The sequence below is a fragment of the Halanaerobium saccharolyticum genome, assembly GCF_003053565.1.
In the GTDB taxonomy this organism is placed as follows: Bacteria; Bacillota; Halanaerobiia; order Halanaerobiales; family Halanaerobiaceae; genus Halanaerobium; species Halanaerobium saccharolyticum_B.
Map to the genome: position 1 here is coordinate 1 of NZ_QAXS01000015.1, position 21,759 is coordinate 21,759.

General features: G+C 35.7%; 20 protein-coding genes. 1 reads left to right on the forward strand and 19 read right to left on the reverse strand.

The genetic code is table 11. The features are described from left to right. Nucleotides 1-621: 621 nt before the first annotated feature. The 14 genes from C8C76_RS07265 to ispE form a co-directional block, all read right to left on the reverse strand. Nucleotides 622-1,773 carry a D-alanyl-D-alanine carboxypeptidase family protein gene (locus C8C76_RS07265; protein WP_108140114.1) on the reverse strand — a complete coding sequence of 384 codons (1,152 nt, stop codon included), beginning with the start codon at nt 1,771-1,773 and terminating at the stop codon, nt 622-624. 24 nt (nt 1,774-1,797) lie between these two features. Beyond that, complete coding sequence (mazG, locus tag C8C76_RS07270; RefSeq protein WP_108140116.1) at nt 1,798-2,643, reverse strand: nucleoside triphosphate pyrophosphohydrolase; 846 nt, start codon at nt 2,641-2,643, stop codon at nt 1,798-1,800. A gap of 66 nt (nt 2,644-2,709) precedes the next feature. Next, nucleotides 2,710-4,341, reverse strand: coding sequence for a putative polysaccharide biosynthesis protein (locus tag C8C76_RS07275; protein WP_108140118.1), 1,632 nt, complete (start codon nt 4,339-4,341; stop codon nt 2,710-2,712). 54 nt (nt 4,342-4,395) lie between these two features. Further along, nucleotides 4,396-7,878, reverse strand: coding sequence for a transcription-repair coupling factor (mfd, locus tag C8C76_RS07280; protein ID WP_108140120.1), 3,483 nt, complete (start codon nt 7,876-7,878; stop codon nt 4,396-4,398). 118 nt (nt 7,879-7,996) lie between these two features. Continuing rightward, entirely contained in the window at nt 7,997-8,554 is a 558-nt protein-coding gene (gene pth / locus C8C76_RS07285; RefSeq protein WP_108140122.1) for an aminoacyl-tRNA hydrolase, read from the reverse strand. Nucleotides 8,555-8,620: 66 nt separating this feature from the next. Next, the gene (locus tag C8C76_RS07290; RefSeq protein ID WP_108140124.1) at nt 8,621-9,295 is read right to left on the reverse strand and encodes a 50S ribosomal protein L25/general stress protein Ctc; all 675 of its coding nucleotides are present in this window, start codon (nt 9,293-9,295) and stop codon (nt 8,621-8,623) included. Nucleotides 9,296-9,431: 136 nt separating this feature from the next. After that, nucleotides 9,432-10,373, reverse strand: a complete 942-nt coding sequence (locus C8C76_RS07295) for a ribose-phosphate diphosphokinase (protein ID WP_108140126.1) — start codon at nt 10,371-10,373, stop codon at nt 9,432-9,434. Nucleotides 10,374-10,396: 23 nt separating this feature from the next. After that, the gene (glmU, locus tag C8C76_RS07300; RefSeq protein WP_108140128.1) at nt 10,397-11,770 is read right to left on the reverse strand and encodes a bifunctional UDP-N-acetylglucosamine diphosphorylase/glucosamine-1-phosphate N-acetyltransferase GlmU; all 1,374 of its coding nucleotides are present in this window, start codon (nt 11,768-11,770) and stop codon (nt 10,397-10,399) included. A 204-nt stretch (nt 11,771-11,974) separates the two neighbouring features. Further along, a complete protein-coding gene (locus C8C76_RS07305) occupies nt 11,975-12,241 on the reverse strand; it encodes a SpoVG family protein (RefSeq protein WP_108140130.1) in 267 nt (88 codons plus the stop codon). 66 nt (nt 12,242-12,307) lie between these two features. After that, nucleotides 12,308-13,312, reverse strand: a complete 1,005-nt coding sequence (locus tag C8C76_RS07310; RefSeq protein ID WP_258222443.1) for an AIR synthase family protein — start codon at nt 13,310-13,312, stop codon at nt 12,308-12,310. Further along, nucleotides 13,309-13,845 (reverse strand): ECF transporter S component, encoded by a 537-nt coding sequence (locus C8C76_RS07315; protein ID WP_108140134.1) that lies wholly within the window; start codon nt 13,843-13,845, stop codon nt 13,309-13,311. The genes C8C76_RS07310 and C8C76_RS07315 overlap by 4 nt, the downstream gene beginning before the upstream one ends. 21 nt (nt 13,846-13,866) lie before the next feature. Next, nucleotides 13,867-15,198, reverse strand: coding sequence for a type I glutamate--ammonia ligase (glnA, locus tag C8C76_RS07320; protein WP_108140136.1), 1,332 nt, complete (start codon nt 15,196-15,198; stop codon nt 13,867-13,869). Beyond that, a complete protein-coding gene (locus C8C76_RS07325; protein WP_108140138.1) occupies nt 15,199-15,588 on the reverse strand; it encodes a MerR family transcriptional regulator in 390 nt (129 codons plus the stop codon). It lies immediately after the preceding gene. Between the two features lie 106 nt (nt 15,589-15,694). Then, the gene (gene ispE, locus C8C76_RS07330) at nt 15,695-16,558 is read right to left on the reverse strand and encodes a 4-(cytidine 5'-diphospho)-2-C-methyl-D-erythritol kinase (RefSeq protein WP_108140140.1); all 864 of its coding nucleotides are present in this window, start codon (nt 16,556-16,558) and stop codon (nt 15,695-15,697) included. Nucleotides 16,559-16,697: 139 nt separating this feature from the next. On the opposite strand from ispE, the gene C8C76_RS07335 reads away from it, so the two are divergent. Continuing rightward, on the forward strand, nt 16,698-17,216 hold the full coding sequence (locus C8C76_RS07335; RefSeq protein ID WP_108140141.1) for a biotin transporter BioY: 519 nt from the start codon (nt 16,698-16,700) through the stop codon (nt 17,214-17,216). Nucleotides 17,217-17,293: 77 nt separating this feature from the next. On the opposite strand, the gene C8C76_RS07340 is transcribed toward C8C76_RS07335, so the two are convergent. From C8C76_RS07340 to pstB, 5 genes are all read right to left on the reverse strand, one after another. Beyond that, on the reverse strand, nt 17,294-17,605 hold the full coding sequence (locus C8C76_RS07340; RefSeq protein ID WP_108140143.1) for a LiaF transmembrane domain-containing protein: 312 nt from the start codon (nt 17,603-17,605) through the stop codon (nt 17,294-17,296). Further along, nucleotides 17,595-18,122 carry a PspC domain-containing protein gene (locus C8C76_RS07345; RefSeq protein WP_108140145.1) on the reverse strand — a complete coding sequence of 176 codons (528 nt, stop codon included), beginning with the start codon at nt 18,120-18,122 and terminating at the stop codon, nt 17,595-17,597. Before C8C76_RS07345 ends, C8C76_RS07340 begins: the two co-directional genes overlap by 11 nt. 208 nt (nt 18,123-18,330) lie before the next feature. After that, nucleotides 18,331-20,058: an ABC transporter ATP-binding protein gene (locus tag C8C76_RS07350; protein ID WP_108140147.1), complete on the reverse strand. Its 1,728-nt coding sequence runs from the start codon at nt 20,056-20,058 to the stop codon at nt 18,331-18,333. A gap of 188 nt (nt 20,059-20,246) precedes the next feature. After that, nucleotides 20,247-20,906: a phosphate signaling complex protein PhoU gene (gene phoU, locus C8C76_RS07355; RefSeq protein WP_108140149.1), complete on the reverse strand. Its 660-nt coding sequence runs from the start codon at nt 20,904-20,906 to the stop codon at nt 20,247-20,249. Nucleotides 20,907-20,985: 79 nt separating this feature from the next. Beyond that, a complete protein-coding gene (gene pstB, locus C8C76_RS07360; RefSeq protein ID WP_108140151.1) occupies nt 20,986-21,747 on the reverse strand; it encodes a phosphate ABC transporter ATP-binding protein PstB in 762 nt (253 codons plus the stop codon). Nucleotides 21,748-21,759 lie beyond the last annotated feature (12 nt).

Here is a 21,759-nt window from a genome sequence, read left to right on the forward strand (position 1 = left end):
TTTTCTTCTATATTTTCTGCCGCGTTTTTTATCAGCGACATTTAATATCTTATCAACTCTGCCTCACTTTGTCAAGAACTTTTTAGAAAAACTTTTAAAAAGATTTTTCTTTATTTTAAAGCTTTTTCTTTTCTCTTATATATAAAGAAGAGAAATATTTAAGCTTTAATTTGAAGTTCTTTCAACCTCCGATTTGAGATCAGTTTCGAACTCAAATTTTAGTGGAGATTATTTGTGCGACGCTTATTATCTTATCAAGCTCTTTTAACTTTGTCAAGAACTTTTTAAAATAATTTTGTCGGCCGGAAAAATTGATAATTCAACTTTTCAGCGACATACATTATCTTAACATCAATCCCCCTTTTTGTCAAGAGTTATAGAGGATTTTTTCGAAAAGATTTCTGCAGCAAATATAATTATTGCTGCAACGTTTAATATAGTAACATTAAATTAATATGGTGTCAAGAAGTTTTTTGATAAAACTTCTATATTCAAAAAAATCCCTCTATCCATTAATTAAACAATAATAATGAATAGAGGGAATATAATCATTTGGTCTTTTTTAATATTTTAGATGTAGTCCTTAGATCTGTTAAACTATTACCGCTGTAAGTTAAAGTTCTAAGAAAGCAACCCCTGAGCAAAGCCAATTGCTTTTCTCCAAAGCCTAACAAAAATATTTGCACGCTCAATATCCTCGACTGCAACAACATCTACAGATTCAACAGCTTCTTCGCCGCGATAAACAGTCAATTTTCCAAGTACTCCACCTTTTTCTATTGGAGCAGCCAAAGAATCATCAACTTCAACTTCCTGCGAAATTTCCTGTTCTTTGCCTTTTTGCACCATAATATATAAATCTTCAGCTATTTCTCCTACAGCAGCCCTATCTGCAGACTCTTCAACAGGAATATTTTGAATCTGATCACCTGCAGCAGCTATCTGTCTTTTAGAAAATGCATTAAAGCCATAATCAAGAAGCCTTGTTGTTGCCTCTTCTCTTTCATTTAGCGTATCTCCCTGCAGAACAACAGAAATAAGCCGGACATCACCTTTTTGAGCTGTTGAAGCAAGACAGAAACCAGCCTCCTGGGTATGTCCTGTTTTTAAACCATCCATACTTGGATATTTATTAATTAAACTATTGGTGTTAACTAACATTGCATCTCTGCCGGGAAGCTGAATTGTCTCAGTCCAGATAGATGCCCACTCCAGGACCTGCGGATATTTAGCTAATTCCCTGGCCATAATCGAAATATCTCTTGCTGTAGAATAATGATTGGGATCAGGTAGACCAGTTGAATTAGCAAAATTTGTAGAGTCCATCCCCAGCTCTTCTGCTTTATCGTTCATCATAGCAATAAAGTTACTGTATGTACCAGCAATATACTCACCAACTGCAACACTGGCATCATTACCAGAAGCAATTGTTACCGCTTTAAGCAATTTTTCCAGCTTAACCTGGGTATTTGCGGCCAAAAAGATCTGAGATCCTCCCATTGACTCTGCATAACGGCTAATAGTTACCTGGTCATCTAAAGAAATACTCCCCTCTTCTAGTTTTTCCATAGCTATTAAAAGAGGCATGATTTTAGTAATGCTTGCCGGTGGCAAAACTCGATCAGCATTTTTTTCAAATAAAACCTGGCCAGTTTCTGCCTCTAGCAAAATAGCAGATTCAGGTTCAATATCAAAAGCTAAAGTTGGTGTAATAAGTACAAAACTGAAAAATACTGTCATAATGATTGTGGAAATAATAAATTTCTTTTTCATTCTTTTAATCCTCCTGTATAATTTTTATTCCTGATTTTTTGCCTGCTTCCAGAATTCATCTAATTCTTCTAAATTATAATCTTCAAACTCAGCTTTTTCAGCCATTATTTTTTCTTCTATAAATTTAAATCTGTTTTTAAACTTTAGAATAGTTTTAAGTAATGCAATTTCTGGATTGATTTCCTTAAAGCGGGCAAGATTAACTACAGCAAATAACAGATCCCCTATTTCCTCCTCAAGGTTTTGCTGCTGAGCCTGATTTAAATTTTGATCGGCAAACAAGGTATTGTCCGGATTTGCTCCAATGATTTCTTTGCACTCACCCAGTTCTTCTTCGATTTTATCTAAAACAGGTTCCAATTCATCCCAATCAAAGCCCACTTCCGCAGCAATTTTTTGAATATCATAGGCCTGATTCAAAGCACTCTGCCCCTGATTAAATTTATCCATTAGAGAATTGAATTGACTGTTTTTCTCTTTCTCTTCCTTCTTAATCCGCTCCCAGTTCCTTAACACTTCTTCAGAACCATCAACATCCACCTCAGCAAAAACATGAGGATGACGTCGAATAAGTTTTTCTCTTAAAACTCTTGCAACATCAGCTAAGTCAAAATCGTCTTTTTCATATGCAATTTGAGATTCAAAAACAACCTGCAGCAGAAGATCTCCTAATTCCTCTTTAAATGCTTCAACATCATTTCGTTCCAGAGCCTCGACAACTTCATAGGCTTCTTCTATAATATTCTCTTTGATTGAATGATAATCCTGCTTTTTATCCCAGGGACAACCATCCGGGCCTCTTAAAACAGCCATAATCTCTATTAATTTATCTAACTCTTTTAAAATTGATTTCCTTTTTCTGACATCCAAGCTGTTACCTCCTCAAAAATTTAAGCTGGAACATATAAATTATATCATAAAATTATTAAAATAAAATTAATCCTTTAGAAAACTCCATCTTTTTAACAAATTAGCCAGTTTTTCACCAAAAACAGGTATCACAGCTAAATCCTGATACTTAATTTCCTGCAGCAGTAATAAAACTACAAAGTAGAATAATGCTGCAGCAGCTACTGTTATGAAAGTAGTTATTTGATAGGCATAAGCTAAATTATTCATTTCCAATAAATTTTTGAGTAGATTATAAAATATTTTAACAAAAGCCCCCATCAAAAATACTGATGCAAATGGTTTTAAAATCATAGTTTTAACATTTATTATAAATCCACTTTCTTTTTTTACATAATACAGGTTTAAAAAAGCAGCAATAGCAAAACCAATCGTAGTACCTAAGGCTGCACCACGAATTCCAATAGCTGGAACTGCGGTTAAAGTGTAATTGATAAACCCATTAAAGACTGCTCCAACCATTAAGTTTCGAGCTGGAATTGATGTTTTCCCAATTCCATTTAAAATCCCTGTACTTGTCTGCTGTAGAGCAATAAAGAATACACCCCAGGCTACAAAACGAAGTGGGACAGCGGCTCCTGGTTCTGCAAAAATAATCTCAGTCAGAGGCTCTGCCAGCAAAAACAATCCGGCTGCAGCAGGTAATGAAATTAAAACAGTTAATCTTAAAGCTGTCTGCGTACGATAATTAATTAACTTTTCCTTCCCCAGAGTAAAAGCTTCAGCAATAGAAGGAACCAGGCTTGCTGATAAAGAAACAGTAATAATTGTCGGGAAATTGACCAGCGGCATTGCTACAGCAGAAAACATTCCATATAAAGCTGTTGCCTCCCTAACCATATAGCCTGCTGCCTGGAGCCGATTGGGTACAAAAACTAGATCAACAAGACTCATTAATGGCATAACCAGTGCCCCCAGGGTGATCGGTACTCCTAAAGAAACAATCCTTCTTACAACACTTTTGGTGCTCAATTCTATTGAATCATATCCACCATCTAAAAAGCTAAATATTTTTTCTTTTCTTTTAGCATAAATATATAATAGAATTAATAAACCACCCAGCGCACCACTCACAGCCCCAAAACTTGCTCCAGCTGCAGCATAGTCCAGGCCGTAGGGAACTAAAAACACAACCAGGCCAACCATTGTAAACATTCTGATGAACTGCTCTAAAATTTGTGACTTGGCAGTCGGAACCATATCCTGCAGTCCCTGAAAAAAACCGCGGTAAGAAGCCATAATTGAAACTACAAATATTGCAGGAGAAATTGCAAGAACTGCATAATATGAACGGGGATCAAGAGAAAGAAATGAAATTAGTGGTTTAGCAGCTAAAGCCATAATAATTGAAACTATTAACCCCACTAAAAAGCTCATTTTTCTGGCAACTTTAAATATTTTATAGGCCTCTTTTTTCTTATCTGCTGCAATTTTATCAGCAATTAGCTTAGCAAGTGCTACTGGGATACCGGATCGTGAAACAACCAGTAAAACAGTATAAATTGGATAGGCCATCTGATAAAGCCCCATTCCTTCTGCTCCAATTATTCTGGTTAAAATTACCCGATAACCAAAACCCATTACTCTGGCAGCAAGACCAGCAGCAGTTAAAATTGCTGCTCCTTTTATAAAACTTCCCCGTTCTTTATTATCCGACATTTTTTCCACCCTTTTGACTTTCTATTTTAACAGCATTATCATCTATATTTAAAACTAAATATTTTTTAAATCTTTTAGCATTTTTAATAATTGTTTATCAATATTTTCTGGATCATCAATTTTAATCAATAACTGTGGCTTTTTTGCAGATTTAATTTTGATTTTTCTTCTGTATTTTTTGCTGAATTCAACTAATTTACTTCCATCCACCAGATCGGAACTGACAAACTGGCATCTAATTTTACCACCATCATCTTTAATTGAGTCCATATTCAATTCAGCCGCAATAAATTTCAAGCGGGCTGTATTAACCAGGCGCACCACTTCTACAGGCGGCTCTCCAAATCTATCAATTAGTTCATCTATAGTATCTAAAGCGTCAGCTTCATTTTCTATAGATTTAATTTTCTTATAGATTTCAATTTTTCTGGCCTCATATTTAATATAATCATCTGGAATATAGGCATCTAAATTAAGATCAATTTCTACCTCAATTTTATTCTGATCCTTTTTACCCTTAAGTTCTTCTATTGTTCCTTCTAATAATTTAGTATATAAAGAAAATCCAACGGCTGCAATATGTCCGCTCTGCTCAGGACCTAATAAATTACCGGCACCCCTAATTTCTAAATCACGCATTGCAATTTTAAAACCAGAGCCCAGAGAAGAAAATTCTTTAATTGCTTCCAGCCTTTTTTCAGCAACTTCGGGTAAAATCCTATCTCGCTCGTAAAGTAGATAAGCATAAGCAATTCGGTTGGTACGACCAACGCGCCCCCTAAGCTGATACAGCTGGGATAACCCCATCTTGTCTGCATGGTTAATAATAATTGTATTTACATTTGGAATATCCAGTCCTGTTTCAATTATCGTTGTGCAGACTAAGATATCAAACTTATGATGATAGAAGTCATACATTATTTTTTCCAGTCGTTTTTCATTCATTTGTCCGTGAGCAACTGCAATTTTAGCCTCCGGCATTAGTTTTTGAAGTTTACCTGCAGTCTGCTCAATATCCTTAACTCGATTATGGACAAAATAAATCTGACCTTGTCGAGCTAATTCTCTTCTAATTGCACTGGCAATCAATTCTTTGTTATATTCTTTAATAAAAGTCCTAATTGGATATCGGTTTTCAGGAGGAGTTTCAATCAAACTCATATCGCGAACTCCAACCAAAGCCATATGCAGAGTTCTGGGAATTGGAGTCGCAGTTAAAGTTAATACATCAACATTTCTTTTAAGATCTTTCAACTTCTCTTTATGAGTAACTCCAAAACGCTGTTCTTCATCAATGATTAATAAACCAAGATCATCAAAAATAACATCCTTAGATAAAAGCCGATGAGTCCCAATTAAGATATCTATTTCGCCTTTAATTAATTTTTTTAGTGTCTTCCTCTGTTCAGCAGTAGTACTAAATCTACTTAACATCCCAATCCGAACCGGAAATTCTTCAATTCTCTCTGCAAAAGTATTATAATGCTGCTGAGCAAGTATAGTTGTTGGAACTAAAACTGCAGTCTGTTTGCTGTCAAGGGCCGCTTTAAATGCAGCTCGAATAGCAACTTCAGTTTTTCCATAACCGACATCACCACAGAGTAATCTATCCATCGGTTTTTTTGATTCCATATCTGCTTTAACATCTTCAATCGCATCTTTTTGATCAGGAGTTTCTTCAAAAGGAAAAGAGTCTTCAAACTCCTGCTGCCAGACATCATCTTCCGAAAACTGATAGCCGGTCAGAGTTTCTCGTTCAGCGTAAAGTTCTAATAAACCTACGGCCATTTCTTCAACAGATTTTTGAACCTTTTCTTTTACCTTTTTCCAGTCACTGCTGCCCAGTTTATAAAGTTTAGGGTTACCGGCATCTGAACCTATATACTTTTGTACAAGATGTATTTTTTCAGTTGGAACATAGAGCTTATCTTCTCCAGCATATTTAAGGACAAGATAATCTTTGTGCTGCCCCTGGATTTCTAAAGTTTTTACACCTAAATATTTACCAATACCGTGATTCTCGTGGACAACATAGTCGCCAGCTTTTAAATCATTGATACTGGAAATCTCTACTCCATCTTCAAAGTCCCCGATCTTTCTTTTTCTTTTCTGTTCATTTCCAAAAACCTCTTTATCACTGAAAACAGCGAGCTTGATATCATCAAAAACAAAACCTTCGGCCAGACTATCAGGAAAAATAACAATTCTACTTTGATCAAAATTTTCTCCAACTACCAGATTCTTTTCTTCCAAAAACATTTTAACTCTTCTTTTCTTACTGGCTGAGTTGAGTGTAATTGCAATTCGATACTTTTTCTGCAGAAGATCAATTAATTTTTCGCTAAAAAGTTCAAGTTGACCATGAAAAGGTTCTAAAGAAGATGTATCAAAATGAATATCATTTTCGGCAACCTTCCGTTCTTCAAATTCGGAATTAATATCAACTACTCGATTTTTAGTTATTTCTTTTTCAAATTCATTCTCAGAAATAAAATTATCAAGATACTCAGGAAAAACCATACCCTGCTCTAAAAGACGAGTGTGGGTCTCTATGATTTCCTGATAATATTCATGAGTAAGCTGGGTAATTTTATTTGGACGGACAGCAAAAATCATACTATCTTCTAAATAGTCAAAAAAACTGGCAGTCTCTTCATAATAAAAAGGCAAAAACTGTTCAAATCCGGGGAAGCGGTGTTTTTCTCGCAGATCTTCCAGCATCTTTTTTGCTTTATCTCTTAAATAAGAAGCTTCTTCCGGATAATTATTCTCCGCCAGCCGTGCTACAGCTTTAGAATATGCTGTCTCCAGTCTGGGACAGGCCCTATCGACAACTTCTTCGTCAATAACAAGATTAGCAAATGGTGGAATTGTGATTTCTGCAACCTCTTTTTTAGAGCGCTGGGCAGTTAAATCAATTTTTCTTATTGAATCAACCTCATCACCAAAAAGTTCAATTCTAAAAGGCTGCTCATCTAAAAGAGTAAAGACATCAATGATTCCACCCCGAATGCTGTATTGACCAGGGGCTTCCACCATTTCCTCCCTTTTATAACCTAAAGCAAAGAGCCTCTGTCTTAAACTTTCAATATTAATTTCACTACCACTTTTAATATTTATACTTTTTTGCTGATAAATCATTTTTGGAGGTAATTTTTTTAAAACTGCAGCCGGAGTAGTTAAAATAATTTTCTTTTTCTGACCAATTGGGAAAACTAGCTCGGTGAGCACCTTTGTCCGTTCACTCATAGTAGTTAGATCTGGCATCAACTGCTCATGGGGAAGAATTTCCTCTTCTGGAAAAACTAAAAATTCATCTTTTCCAATCAAACGGATTAAATCTTCCTGCATCTGCTGCAGATAATAATTATCTGGCAAAAAGAAAACTAAGTCCTTTTCTGCTTTTTTTAGAAAATTAACTGCAAAATAGGAAATTCTACTGCCACTTAAACCGCTAATAGACTGGGCAGAAGTATTTATATTTTTCGCAATTTTTTTAAATTTTTGATTTTCTAGTAATAAATCTTTGAAATTCATCTGCATACTGCTCCTTAAACAAAAACCTTTTATTTCTACATATATTTCTTAATTTTATACTTTTATACATTTAACTCAAAAATGGCAAAATAGCCCCTACATAAAATGTACGGGCTTGTTATCCATTATATTTATTCATTGCTTTCATTATATCTTCTTTTAACATCAATTCAACTGCTGAAGCAGCATCAGCTACAACTTTTTTTGAGATATCCTCTTCTTCGCCTGCAAAAGTAGTCAGGACAAAATCAGGTACCGGAATATTTTCCGGCGGTCTACCAATGCCAATTTTTAATCTATTAAACTCATCTGTGCTCAAATTATTAATAATTGATTTAATTCCATTATGACCACCACTGCCGCCATTCTGCTTAAATCTCATCTTTCCTAAATCAAGATCTAAATCATCATGAATAACAAGCAGATCTTCAGCTTCTATCTCAAAATAGTCAAGCAGCCTATATATTGGCTGACCACTTTTATTCATATATTTCATTGGTTGAAAAAGAATAACTTTTTCTCCACCTAAAAAGAAATCGCCAACAAGGCCATCGAACTTATAACTGCTCTTAACTTTAAATCTGTCTGCCAATTCTGAAATAACCATAAATCCTATATTATGTCTGGTTTTCGCATATTTTTCACCAGGATTTCCAAGACCAGCAATTACTTTCAAACTTTAAACCTCCAATAATAAATTGAAGCGCAGCTGACTAAGCCGCGCCCAATTTCTTTACTAAAATTATTCCTGTGGTTCTTCCTCTTCTTCTGCTTCTTCGCCTTCTTCTTCCTCTTCTTCGCCAATAACTTCTGGCTCTAAGAATTCCTCTTCCTCTTCTTCTACCTCTTCTTCGATAAGTTCAGTAGGAGTAACAACAGTTACAATAACTTCGTCACTGTCAGTTACAAGGTCAATTCCTTCAGGAAGATCCAGGTCAACAACAGATAAAGACTGTCCAACCTCAAGTTCAGAAATGTCAATAGTAATTTCTTCTGGAATTTCAGCAGGTAATGCATCAATTTCAATTTCGCGTAATAACTGCTGTAATACTCCACCGTCACGAACACCAACAGCTTCTCCTTCTAAATGCATTGGTACAGAAACAGTGATCTTTTCGTCCATAGAAATAAACTGAAAATCTACATGCAGCAGATTTTGCTTAATAACATCTTTCTGATAATCTTTAATGATTACAACCGCTTCATCCTCTTCTCCATCTTCTCCGACAAAAGTCAGATCAAAGATAGCATTAGAATGGAGAAGCTTTTCAATATCCAGTGGATCTACTTTAATAGATCTTGGTTCATTTCCTCTTCCATAAACAACACCTGGGATAAGTCCGTTTCTTCTTATTTTACGGGCTACTCCCTTTCCAGTTTCAGTCCTTAGTTCAGCTTCAATAGAATGTCTCTCCATGACTATCCTCTCCTTGCATAAATTAAATTTTAAGCCAGATTAACTGCTTATACTGGCAGGTCTGCGTTAAATAAGACATAACAAATTTTATTATAACATCAAAGCTCAGTTTGAGCAAGTGTTTTAGAAAAATTATTTAAAATAATACACTAACAGATAAATCTTTAAAAATACGGTCAATAGCCTCTCCAACCAGAGGAGCAACAGAAAGCACTTCCAGATTATCAAGATCATGGTCTTTCTGAGCAATTGTATTAGTAACAATAATTTTGGTAATTGGCGCTTCTTTTAGACGTTCAACTGCAGGGCCTGAAAATAAAGCGTGAGTTCCACATGCATAAACTTCCTTAGCTCCTTTATCTTTAAGAACTTCGGCTGCTGCAGAAATAGTTCCAGCTGTGTCAATAATATCATCAAGCAGTATCACATTTTTACCATCAACTTCTCCAATTACATTCATAACTTCAGCCACATTTGGTTTGGGCCTTCTTTTATCAATAATCGCCATTGGAATATTTAAACTTTCAGCAAAAGAACGCACTCTTTTTACCGAACCAACATCCGGAGCAACAGCAATTAGATCAGAACGATCAAAATCCTTAAAATAATCAACCATAATCGGTGAGGCATAGAGATGATCAACTGGGATATCAAAAAAGCCCTGGATCTGAGGTGCATGAAAATCAATTGAAAGTACTCTTCTGGCACCTGCCTGAGTTAGTAAATTGGCCACCAATTTAGAAGTGATTGGATCTCTTGGTCTTGCTTTTCTATCCTGGCGCGCATACCCATAATATGGTATCACCGCAGTAATTCTTCGGGCAGATGCCCTTCTTAAAGCATCAATAATCACCAGCAGTTCCATCAGATTCTCATTAACAGGAGGTGCTGTAGGCTGTACAACAAAAACATCAGCTCCCCTTACAGTTTCATAAGTGCGAACACCAATTTCCCCATCTTTAAATCTAGTTACATCTGCATTAACCAATTCCGTCCCCAGATAATCACAAAGATCCTGAGCTAATTCAGGGTGAGAATTACCTGCAAATATTTTTAACTGTTCACTATAACTGGACATTTTTTGACCCCCTGGCTTATTTTTTAATTTTCCTGCTTAGATTTTGGATTATATATTCGAGCAGGAACGCCCATTACTGTATCACCAGAATTAATATCTTTTGTAACTACTGATCCAGCAGCTGTCTTAGCCCTGTCACCAATTTTAAGTGGCGCAATTAAAATAGAATCACTGCCGATGAAGACATCACTACCAATTTCAGTCTTAAATTTATTTTCTCCATCATAATTCGCAAATATTGTACCGGCTCCGATATTTGTTCTTTCACCAATTTCGGCATCTCCAGCATAACATAAATGAGGAACCTTAGCTCCATTTTTAACTGTAGTCTTTTTAAGCTCTACAAAATCACCAATTTTACAATTAGCTTCTACTGTAGAACCCGGTCTTAGATAAGCAAAAGGCCCAACATTAGTTCCAGCTCCAACTTTACTTTCCTTTATAATAGTATTTGAAAGGATTTCAACATTTTCCCCTATAACTGCATCTTTCAATTTGCAGTTTGGATTAATGGTAGTGTTTTGAGCAATTTTAGTTTTTCCTTCCAGATAATTAAAAGGATAAATTGTAACATCCTTTGCTATCTCCACCTCAGCATCTATGTATGTAGTATCTGGATCAATAATTGTTACTCCATTTGCCAGATGTTTGTCAGCTATTCTGCCTCTTAATATTTTTTCGGCCTCTGCCTGCTGTTTACGAGTGTTAATCCCTATAATTTCATCAGAATCCTCGACAGTATATGTATTTATTTTTTTATTTCTAGTTACAGCAAATTCTATAATATCAGTTAAATAATATTCCTGCTGAGCGTTATTATTATTCATATTTGCCATAAAATCTCTCAACAGGGCACTATCGATACAGTTTACCCCACTATTAATTTCACTGATCTGCTTTGTTTCTGAATCAGCATCTTTTTCTTCTACAATTGCAGTTAAATTACCAGCCTCATTCTTAACGATTCTTCCATATCCTTCAGGATCATCAAAAATAGCCGTCATAACTGTTAAATCAGAATTGCTCTGCTTATGTTCTTTAACAAATTCTGCAATAGTCTCTTTTCTTAATAAAGGGGTATCTCCATAAAGAATCAATACCGGACCCTCATAATCTGCAAAAAAACTTTCAGCCTGTTTTACAGCATGACCGGTACCTAATTGTTCTGACTGTATTACATAATTTAAATCCCATTTATTTAAATCTTCCAATTCAGACTGAACCTCTTCTTTTTGATGTCCAATCACATTAACTATTTTACTATTTAAACCATCTAAAGTATTTAAGACATGCTTAATGATTGCCTTACCGGCAACTGGATGTAATACCTTAATTTTATCTGATTTCATTCTGGTTCCCTTACCGGCAGCCAGAATAATACTTAAAAGATCTGCCATCTATAATTTCCTCCTTTAAATAAGGAATAAATATTCTTGCTTTAATTAAACATTATTTCCTGACAATAGTAGTCCATCATAGTTCTTTAATCGCTTGAAGTATAACAGAGAAATTAGCATTTGTCAAGATTATAAATTCCATGAATAGAAATAACACTACCCCAGCTGAGGTAGTGTTATTTTAGTGATTATTAAAAGATTTATCTAGGCACTTGCCAGCAGTTCATCAAACTTTTCTAAAACCTGGTTTTCCATTAGATCCCTCAACTTAGTGGAAATTGGAAAACAGATATCCTGATAGTCTCCGTTTCTCTTTCTTCTTGCCGGCATCGATAGGAAAATCCCGTTTTTCCCTTCAATAACCCGCATGTCTCGCACAACAAAAGAGTCGTCAAATGTTACTGTTGCATAAGCCTTGACCATACTTCCATTAATTTCGACCGGAAAAACTCTGACATCTGTAATTTCCATAAATACACCGCCTTTGGAATTATTTGTTAATAACATTATAATTCCATTAAATGTAAATGTCAAGACTTATTTGTGATTTTTTTCAATAAATTTCCATAATTCGTCCTTTTCAGGTGCTTTAAACTCTTTTTTAACTCCGTTTGCTTCCATATAATTACCTTCTTTAATCATTCTTCCAACCCTGATTATTTCAAGCTCATTTTCTGCAAAAATGCTTTTTAGATCAATTTCCGGTGGAGCGGCCATCAGCATTGACCCTGAGGAGATTAAAGCTGCTGGATCTAGATCTAATTTTCGGCAAACTTCTTCAACTTCAGGAATTAACTTAAAATTATCTTTCTCAATAATAAATCCAAGCTGTGAAGCTGCTGCCATTTCAGTTACTGCACCATAGACTCCACCTTCCGTTACATCATGCATAGCCTTAACTCCATTTTTTCTGGCTATTCTGCTTTCAGGTAGCACACTTAAAAGTTCCAAATAACCATCCAGTTTGACGATTGTTTCACTGCTGACACCTTTTTCAATCAGATGCTCCCTATAATCACTTGCCAGTATATAGCTTCCTTCGATACCCATACCTTTAGAAATATATAAAATATCGCCAGCTTCTGCGGCAGAACTGGAAGTTAATTCTTCCCTGACAGCTCTGCCCATTGCAGTAACTGTAATGATAGGTTTTTGAACCAAGTCAGTTATTTCTGTATGCCCACCGAGGACTTCTATATTCATCGCGGCTGCTGTATTAACTATTTCTTCCATCATTTTTTCGGCTCTTTTTTCTCCCAGGCGGGGTGGTAATAATAAGACGACCTGAATTCCAAAAGGCTCAGCCCCAGCGGCTGCAATATCATTACAGGCAACATTAACAGCCAGATAACCAGCATTTTTTTCAGCACCGGTTATTGGATCAGAAGATACCACCAGCAAATAATCTCCCAGATCTATTACCGCACTATCTTCTCCTGGACCTGCCGGTACCAGTACATCAGAGCGAAAATGTTCTATTTTATCAAGTATTGTTCTTTTTAATTTATTTCCTGCCAGTTTACCTATTTCCAAAAATATCACTTCCCAAAATAATTATCTAAATGATGAGAAAGAGGAATTGCCAGAACTCCCCCAATCAGCATCTGGGCAAAATCAATGCCAATTTCGGGTAAAACAACTGCCCAGCTTAATAAAAACGCTTTGGCAAGAGCATAACCCAGAATCATTACATTTCCACCAACAATAATAGCAAATATTTTGCGATCAAACTTTTTATCCTGCTGCTGGCTGGCAATTTTACCTACAATTAAACCTTCCAGCCCCTTAATTAAAAAAGTAAATGGAGCCCAGATTGAATAACCAAGTATAATATCCATTAGAGCAGATCCAACACCACCTGCAATTCCACCAGCTTTAGCACCAAAAGTTAGGGCAATAGTATAAATAGCTACTTCCCCCAGGTTGAAATAAGAACTGCTGGGTCCTGGAATATGTAAATAGGTCGCCACAGAGGTAAAGGCTATAAAAAGTGCTAAAAAGGATAATGATCTGGTGTCCAGCTTACCTAATTTCATTTTCTTTAAATGATCCTGTATATTTTCTCTGCCTTCCATTTTTATCCCCCCAACTAGAATTTAATAAGTTGTTAAGTATTGATCAATTTCCCAGCTGTGAACCTGTTTTTTATAAACAGACCATTCTATTTTCTTAGCTTCAACTAAATGGTTAAAAATATGCTCACCCAGTGCTTCCCGCATAAATTCACTTTCCTGGAAATGTTTAAGCGCTTCTTCCATAGATGAAGGGAGGCTTGTAATCCCTCTTGATTTTCTTTCTTTATAATTCATTTCATAAATATTATCAGTAGTCTGTTCACCGGGATCTATTTTATTTTTGATCCCATCAAGACCTGCTCTAAGCATTACAGCTGTGGCCAGATATGGATTTGCTGCCGGATCAGGGTTTCTTAATTCTAATCTGGTTCCATTACCACGAGCTGAAGGAACTCGAACTAAGGCACTTCTATTCTGAGTTGACCATGATATGTAAACTGGTGCCTCATAACCAGGTACAAGCCTTTTATAGGAATTAATAGTCGGATTTAAAATGGCCGTTGTTTCTTTGGCATGCTTTAACAGTCCACCTATATAATAATAAGCAATTTCACTTAAACCATGTTCATCTTCAGGATCATAAAAAGCATTTTCTCCATTTTTATATAATGATTGATGAACATGCATTCCAGAACCGCTCTCTCCATAAATAGGCTTAGGCATAAATGTTGCATGGAGATTATGCTGCATTGCAATAATTTTTGTTACAAATTTAAAAGTTGCAATATTATCTGCTGTTCTTAAAACAGGAGTGTATTTAAAATCAATTTCGTGCTGGCCTGGCGCCACTTCATGGTGAGCAGCTTCAACTTCAAAACCCATTTTTTTAAGTGCTAATACAGTATCACGACGAGCTTCTCCTCCTAAATCAACTGGAGATAGATCGAAATATCCTCCCTTATCATGGGTGTTTGTCGTTGGATTACCATGCTTATCTTTTTCAAATAAGAAAAACTCCGGTTCTGGCCCGGCAAACATTTCATAACCCATCTCCTCTGCCTCAGCCATCGCACTTTTTAGTGCACCACGAGGACAGCCAACAAAAGGTTTACCGTCAGGTAAATAAATATCACACATCATTCTGGCTGTACAGCCTCCACTGGTCTCCCAGGGAAAAATTGTAAAGGTATCATAATCAGGCTTTAAATACATATCGGATTCGTGGATACGTGTATAGCCCTCAATCGATGAACCATCAAACATGATCTTGCCGTCAAGTGCTTCAGGCAGCTGCTCAATTGTAATTGCAACATTTTTAATAATCCCTAAAATATCAACAAACTGCAGACGAATAAACTCAACATTTTTCTCTTCAGCAACCCTTAAAATCTTCTCTCTACTAAATTTTTCCACTTATTCTTCCTCCTTCTGGGAATGCTTTTTATTACTCCGGGAAAGTTTCTTTATCAACTCTGAACGATTAGAAACAGGATAAAGTGAGTCAAGATCAACATCTGAATAATAATCATAATTGTCATCAAAATCGTCATCCACTTCCAGATCTTTATCAACTGTCAGTGGAGCCTTTAATTTTGAGCGCACAGTCTCTATACTATTCCCAGCAGTAAGCAGTTCTTTTATTTTAAGCAGTCTTTTGATATCACTTGCCGAAAAAAGACGCTGATTCCCCTTGCTGCGGGCTGGAAAAATCAATTCCTGCTGATCATAATAACGAATCTGCCTGGATGTTAATCCTGTTTTTTCCTTAGCTTCCTTCATGGTGATATTTTTTCCCTTTTTCATAGCTATCACTACTCCCAAAGTCCTAATAATTATTGGAGAAAGTATAACACGAAATTAAATTCATGTCAATCTCATGTGAGCTTTTAATTTGTCTTTCTAGCCTCAATTAATAACTGGGAACAGTTTTTGCCACAGTAACAAAATCATTTTTGCGGGGCCATCTGGCTGCAGCTTTTTCCGCCAGCTCTCTGCTGCTGTAAATCGAAAAGACTGTTGGACCACTTCCGGAAAGCATTGTGAATTCAGCTTTAGTATTCTTAAATATATCTTTTATTTCTTTTATCTCCGGACAAATTTTTTCTGCCGCTTTTTTTAAATCATTTTTATAGTCAAGCTCCCAGTCAATCTCCTGATCATTTTTTAAGTTATTTTGAACTGAGTCAAAATCAAATTTATCATAACCTTTTATTTGATCATATAATTTATATACTTCTGGTGTAGAAATTTTGAAAGCAGGAGTCACTACTACCAGATATTTTTCTCCGATAAAAGGAAGTTCCTCTAAAATTTCTCCCCTGCCGGAAGCATAAACAGTTCCTCCTTCAAGACAGTAAGGAACATCTGAGCCGATATTTTCCAGAAAACTGCGGAGTTCTTTTAAGTCATATTCCAGTTCAAAAAGCAGATAGAGCCCCTTCATTACAGCTGCAGCGTCTGTACTTCCCCCTGCCAGACCAGCTGCTATAGGTATGTTTTTTTCAATGTAGATTTCTACTCCCTGGTTGATTTCAGGATTATTCTTAAAGAAAATCTCTGCTGCCTGATAAGCCAAATTTTCTCTTCCGGTTGGCAGCTCAGTATGAGAATTTTTAACAATTATCCCTCCACTTTTCTTTTTTAGCTTAATTCTATCTGCCAGACTGATGCTCTGCATTATCATCTGTAATTCATGAAAACCATCTTCTCTTAAACCCTTAACATGTAAGGCAAGGTTAATTTTTGCTGGTGCTTTTAGATATAATTCGCGCATAATTATCCCCCAAATTATAATTTTTTAATAATTTTTTTATTAGCTGTTTACATTAACTAAAGTTTGTGATAACATTATTTAAAGAATTTGACTATTGGTCAGATTTTATCAAGCTTAACAAATAGAAAGGAGTTTTAAATTGAAAACAAATCAGATGATTAAAGCTGCTTTGATGGCAGCATTAACAGCAGTTGGTGCTTTTATTATTTTCCCTATTGGTCCAGTTCCTATAACCCTGCAGACTTTCTTTGTTCTGCTTTCAGGAAGACTGCTTGGAAAAAAATATGGTGTTTTAGCTCAGGTTACATATCTTTTGCTTGGTGCTTTTGGCCTGCCAATTTTTTCAGGTGGTCAGGGTGGATTGGGTGTAATTGCTGGACCTACAGGTGGTTTTTTAATTAGTTTTGTAACTGCAGCCTGGATTGCAGCCCACTGCAGTGGTGAAAATAAAAAAGATTTTTTGGTGCTTTCAGCTGCAGTTTTAAGTAACTATATTATTGGAAGTATCTATTTTTCTTTTATAACCGGCACAGGTTTAATTGCTTCCCTCAATATGACGGTGATTCCATTTATTCCAGGTGATTTAATAAAAATTGTCCTGGTATTAATCCTGGCCCCAGTCATTGAAAAAAGAATTGCTTTAAACAATAAAATTTAAGCTTCTAATCTTTAAAAATAAATGCCACCTGAGTACTTCAGGTGGTTTTATTTAAATCTTTAATTTAATAAGCTATCTCATCTAAATGGTAAATTATCAAAATCAAAAATACGCATTCTAATCTGCGGCATAAAATAAAAAGGCTGCTGGTTAACAAGCATATAGATTAAATATAAAGCAAGCCCAATAACAATAACCGGGACAACAAACCAGAAACTACTATTCTGCAGCAGCATGTGAAAACCAAATATAATTAATAATACAGGCCAGTAACTGCGCAAAAAGAAAAATAGATTAAAATTGTATTCACCCAGGGTATCTCCCAGGAAAATGACACCCGCAAAAATCAAAATTATTGCAATCAAACTCCGATCGCGATTATCTGTCATTATTATCACCCTTAAGCATTAGAACCCCGGCAGCAATTAAAATTACCGGCCAGTATTTTTCCCAGTAGAGAGCTGGAATCCAGATATCAACTAAGAAGATTGAACCGACTAAAATCATGATTACTGCAAATAATTTACGGCGGTTACTACTGCTCTCAGAGTTCTGCTCCTGATACTGCTCGTAATATTCTTTTTCTTTTTTCTTTCTGGCATCATATTCTTCGTTTCTTTGTTCTTCCCTTTCGGAACCTTCCTCCTGTTCCTGCTTTGAGTGATCAAAATCTTTCTTATCCTCTATATAATAGTCATCAGGCATTCTATACTCATTTTTAACAGGTTCCTCAGACATCACAAGCCAGGCAATAATATAGGCAATTAAGCCTACCCCTTGAAAGAGGAAGATAAATAAAACTGCAAGTCTAACTAAAGAAGAATCTACATTAAAATAATCTGCAAGCCCTCCGCAGACTCCGGCAATCATCCGGTCATCACGAGAACGATATAATTTTTTTGACATTCTAAATCTTCCTTTCTTTATCTTATTAATTATAAATCCAAACTCAGCTTAAATATAATAATTCTAAAGATTTATTACTGATTATAGTATCGCAGATTTTAAAGCACTTGTCAAAGAAAAAAGCCGGGTTAAATACCCGACTTTTTAGTAAACTCTATCTTCTTTTTATCACTCTGAATTACTAATTGATTTTTACTAATTTTAATTCTTAACCTGCTATATCTGCAGAAAATTGCTCATTATAGAGCTGAGCATATTCACCACCATTTTCAATTAATTCCTCATGTCTGCCTCGCTCAACTATTCCTTTATCAGTTAAAACAATGATTTGATCTGCATTAATTACTGTCGAGAGTCGGTGAGCAATTACCAGAGTTGTTCTTCCCTCAGCCAGTTTTTCAAGTGATTCCTGAATAATTTTCTCACTGCGATTGTCAAGAGAAGATGTAGCCTCATCTAAAATCAAAATCGGCGGGTTCTTTAAAAATGAGCGCGCAATAGAAATCCGCTGTTTCTGGCCACCAGAAAGTTTAACTCCTCTTTCTCCAATATCGGTATCATAACCATCACTTAGATTTAAAATAAAGTCATGAGCATTAGCCTTTTCTGCAGCCTCTATTATTTCTGCATCAGAGGCATTTGCTGTACCATAAGCAATATTTTCTCTAACTGTACCATTAAAAAGGAATACATCCTGCTGGACTATCCCAATATTTCGGCGCAGAGATTCTAATGTTACATCCTTGATATCAATATTATCTATCGAAAGTCTGCCGCTGTCAATTTCATAAAAACGGGGCAGTAATTTAGTTAAGGTTGATTTGCCAGCTCCAGAAGGGCCAACAAAGGCCACAGTTCTACCCGGATCAATCTCTATATTTATATTACTCAAAACTTTCTCATGGTTATCATAGCCAAAGGTTACATCTTCATATTTAATTAAGCCTTCAACATTTTTTAATTCCTGTGCATCAGGAAGATCAACAATTTCAGGGTCAACCTCTAATAATTCTTTAAAACGGCTGAAACCTGACATCCCACGCTGCAGCTGTTCATTAAAGTTAACAAGCCTCCGGATGGGATTCATAAACATATCTACATAAAAAAGAAAAGCTACCATCTGACCGGCAGTTAGAGAACCATTATAAATAAAATAACCTCCTGCTGCCAGAGTACTCAGACGAATTAAATTGATGAAAAGGTTCATTCCCGAATGAAACTGGGCCATGTTTTTCATTGCCCATTCGCGAGAGCGCCGGTAATTGTGGTTCCCCTCACAGAACTTTTCATTTTCGTAGTCTTCATTGGTAAAGGACTTAACGACTCTAATTCCACTCAAACTGTCTTCAACTATTGTATTAACAACTGCCATTTTTTCTCTAATCACTTTAAAGGCATGATACATTTTTTCGCCCAATTTTTTAGAGAAAAAGAACATAATCGGAATCAGGGCAAAGGTAACTAAAGCAAGCTGCCAGTGCATATTGATTAAAATAACTAAAGACCCAAGCAGAAGCATTGATGAAATTAGTACATCTTCCGGACCATGGTGAGCAAGCTCAGAAATATTGTTTAAATCATTTATAACTCTGGACATTAAATAACCAACTTTGTTATTATCATAAAACTTAAAGGAAAGTTTCTGCAGATGGGTAAAGAGGTCTGAGCGCATATCAGTTTCCATTCTGATCCCAACTACATGGCCCCAATAGTGAACAATATATTGAAAAACAAAGCGTAAAACATAAATAACAAGTAAAATCACTGAAATTCTGACCATCATGTTTAAATTTCTGTCTGGAAAATGCTGATCTATCAGCTGCTGAACAAACATTGGGTAAATCAAATCCAGCCCTGACATTAATACAGCACTTCCAAGAGTGGCTGTGAATAATTTCCAGTGGTTTTTATAATAACTTAAAAACTTTTTTAACATGATATATAGTTATCCCCCTTTTATTTACTAACTAGAAATTTTATCACAGCTGGTTGCTGATTGCAATCAAATTTATTTAAGCATTAAAAAAAGATACACCCCCAGTTGAGAATGTATCTTTTATCACAATTTATATGGCTGAAATATCGAATTTTAATCTTTGCTAATAATTAAAATCACTTATCAGTTTATTCAAGTTCAGTCCATTCTCCGGTCTTCATATAAACAGTACGCTCACAGATATTGGTTGAGTGATCACCAATTCTTTCTAAAAAGCGGCTGATAAACATCAGAGAAGTTCCCTGTTCAATTGTGGCACAGTCATTTTCCATTACAGTTAAAAGTTCAGCGTTAATCTGTTTATCCAGGCGGTTAACTTCTTCATCTCTGGCTGCAACCTCTTTTGCCTTTTCAATATCCATTTCAACAAAAGCTTCCAAACTCTCTCTAAGCTGCTGGACAACCTTATCTCTCATCCCAGGCAGATCCTGCATCTCTTTGATCAGAGGCTGATCTCCAATATCTTTGACCCTGTGAGCAATATTTGAGGCATTATCACCGATTCTTTCTAAATCAGTTACCAATTTTGAGATTACAATGATTTTTCTAAGATCAATTGCTACCGGCTGCTGAAGGGCAATTAAACGAGTACATTTTTCTTCGATATCAAGTTCATAATTATCTATAATGTCATCCTCTTTTATTACCTGATCAGCAAGTTCAAGATCCTTATTCATTAGTGCCTCAATACTTTTACTGATACTTTCGCCAACAATACTTCCCATCTTTAGCATTTCTTTTTCTAAGTCTTTTAATTCTGTATGAAAAGTTTTGCGAGAATCATTCATTTTTTAAATTCCTCCTCAAAGCTGTTAATTTCAAAAATTTTAAACAGCTCTTATCTTATAATTTTTTTGGGGTTAACAATTAACCAAAACGTCCTGTTATATAATCTTCTGTTCGCTGATCAGCTGGATTTTCGAATATCTTATTAGTCTTATCATATTCAACCAACTCACCCATTAAGAAAAATCCCGTTAGATCAGAAACCCGAGCAGCCTGCTGCATGCTGTGGGTTACAATTACAATACTGTAGTTGTCTTTTAATTCTTCTATCAGATCCTCAATCTTAGCTGTAGCAACCGGATCTAATGCAGAAGCTGGCTCATCCATTAAAAGCACTTCGGGTTTAACTGCTAAGGCACGAGCAATACACAAACGCTGCTGCTGGCCGCCAGAAAGACTGAGAGCAGATGTATCAAGACGATCTTTTACTTCATCATATAAAGCAGCTCCCTTTAAACTTTCGACAACAATTTCTTCCAGCTCTGCCTTATCAGTAACTCCATGGATTTTAGGTCCATAGGCTACATTTTCAAATATTGACTTTGGAAAAGGATTCGGCTGCTGAAAAACCATTCCGATTCTCTTCCTAAGATTTACTACATCTACATTTTCCTGATAGATGCTTTCTCCATCAAATAAGATATCTCCTTCAAGTCTTGCTCCTTCTATTAAGTCATTCATTCTATTTATTGTTCTTAAAAAAGTTGATTTTCCACAGCCGGATGGTCCAATTAGGGCTGTAACCTTATTCTTTTCTACATCCATAGTTATATTTTCTAAAGCCTGAAAATCATCATAGAAAAAATCTACATTTTTAATTTCTAAAACTTTTTGATTTGACATTAATTATCCTCC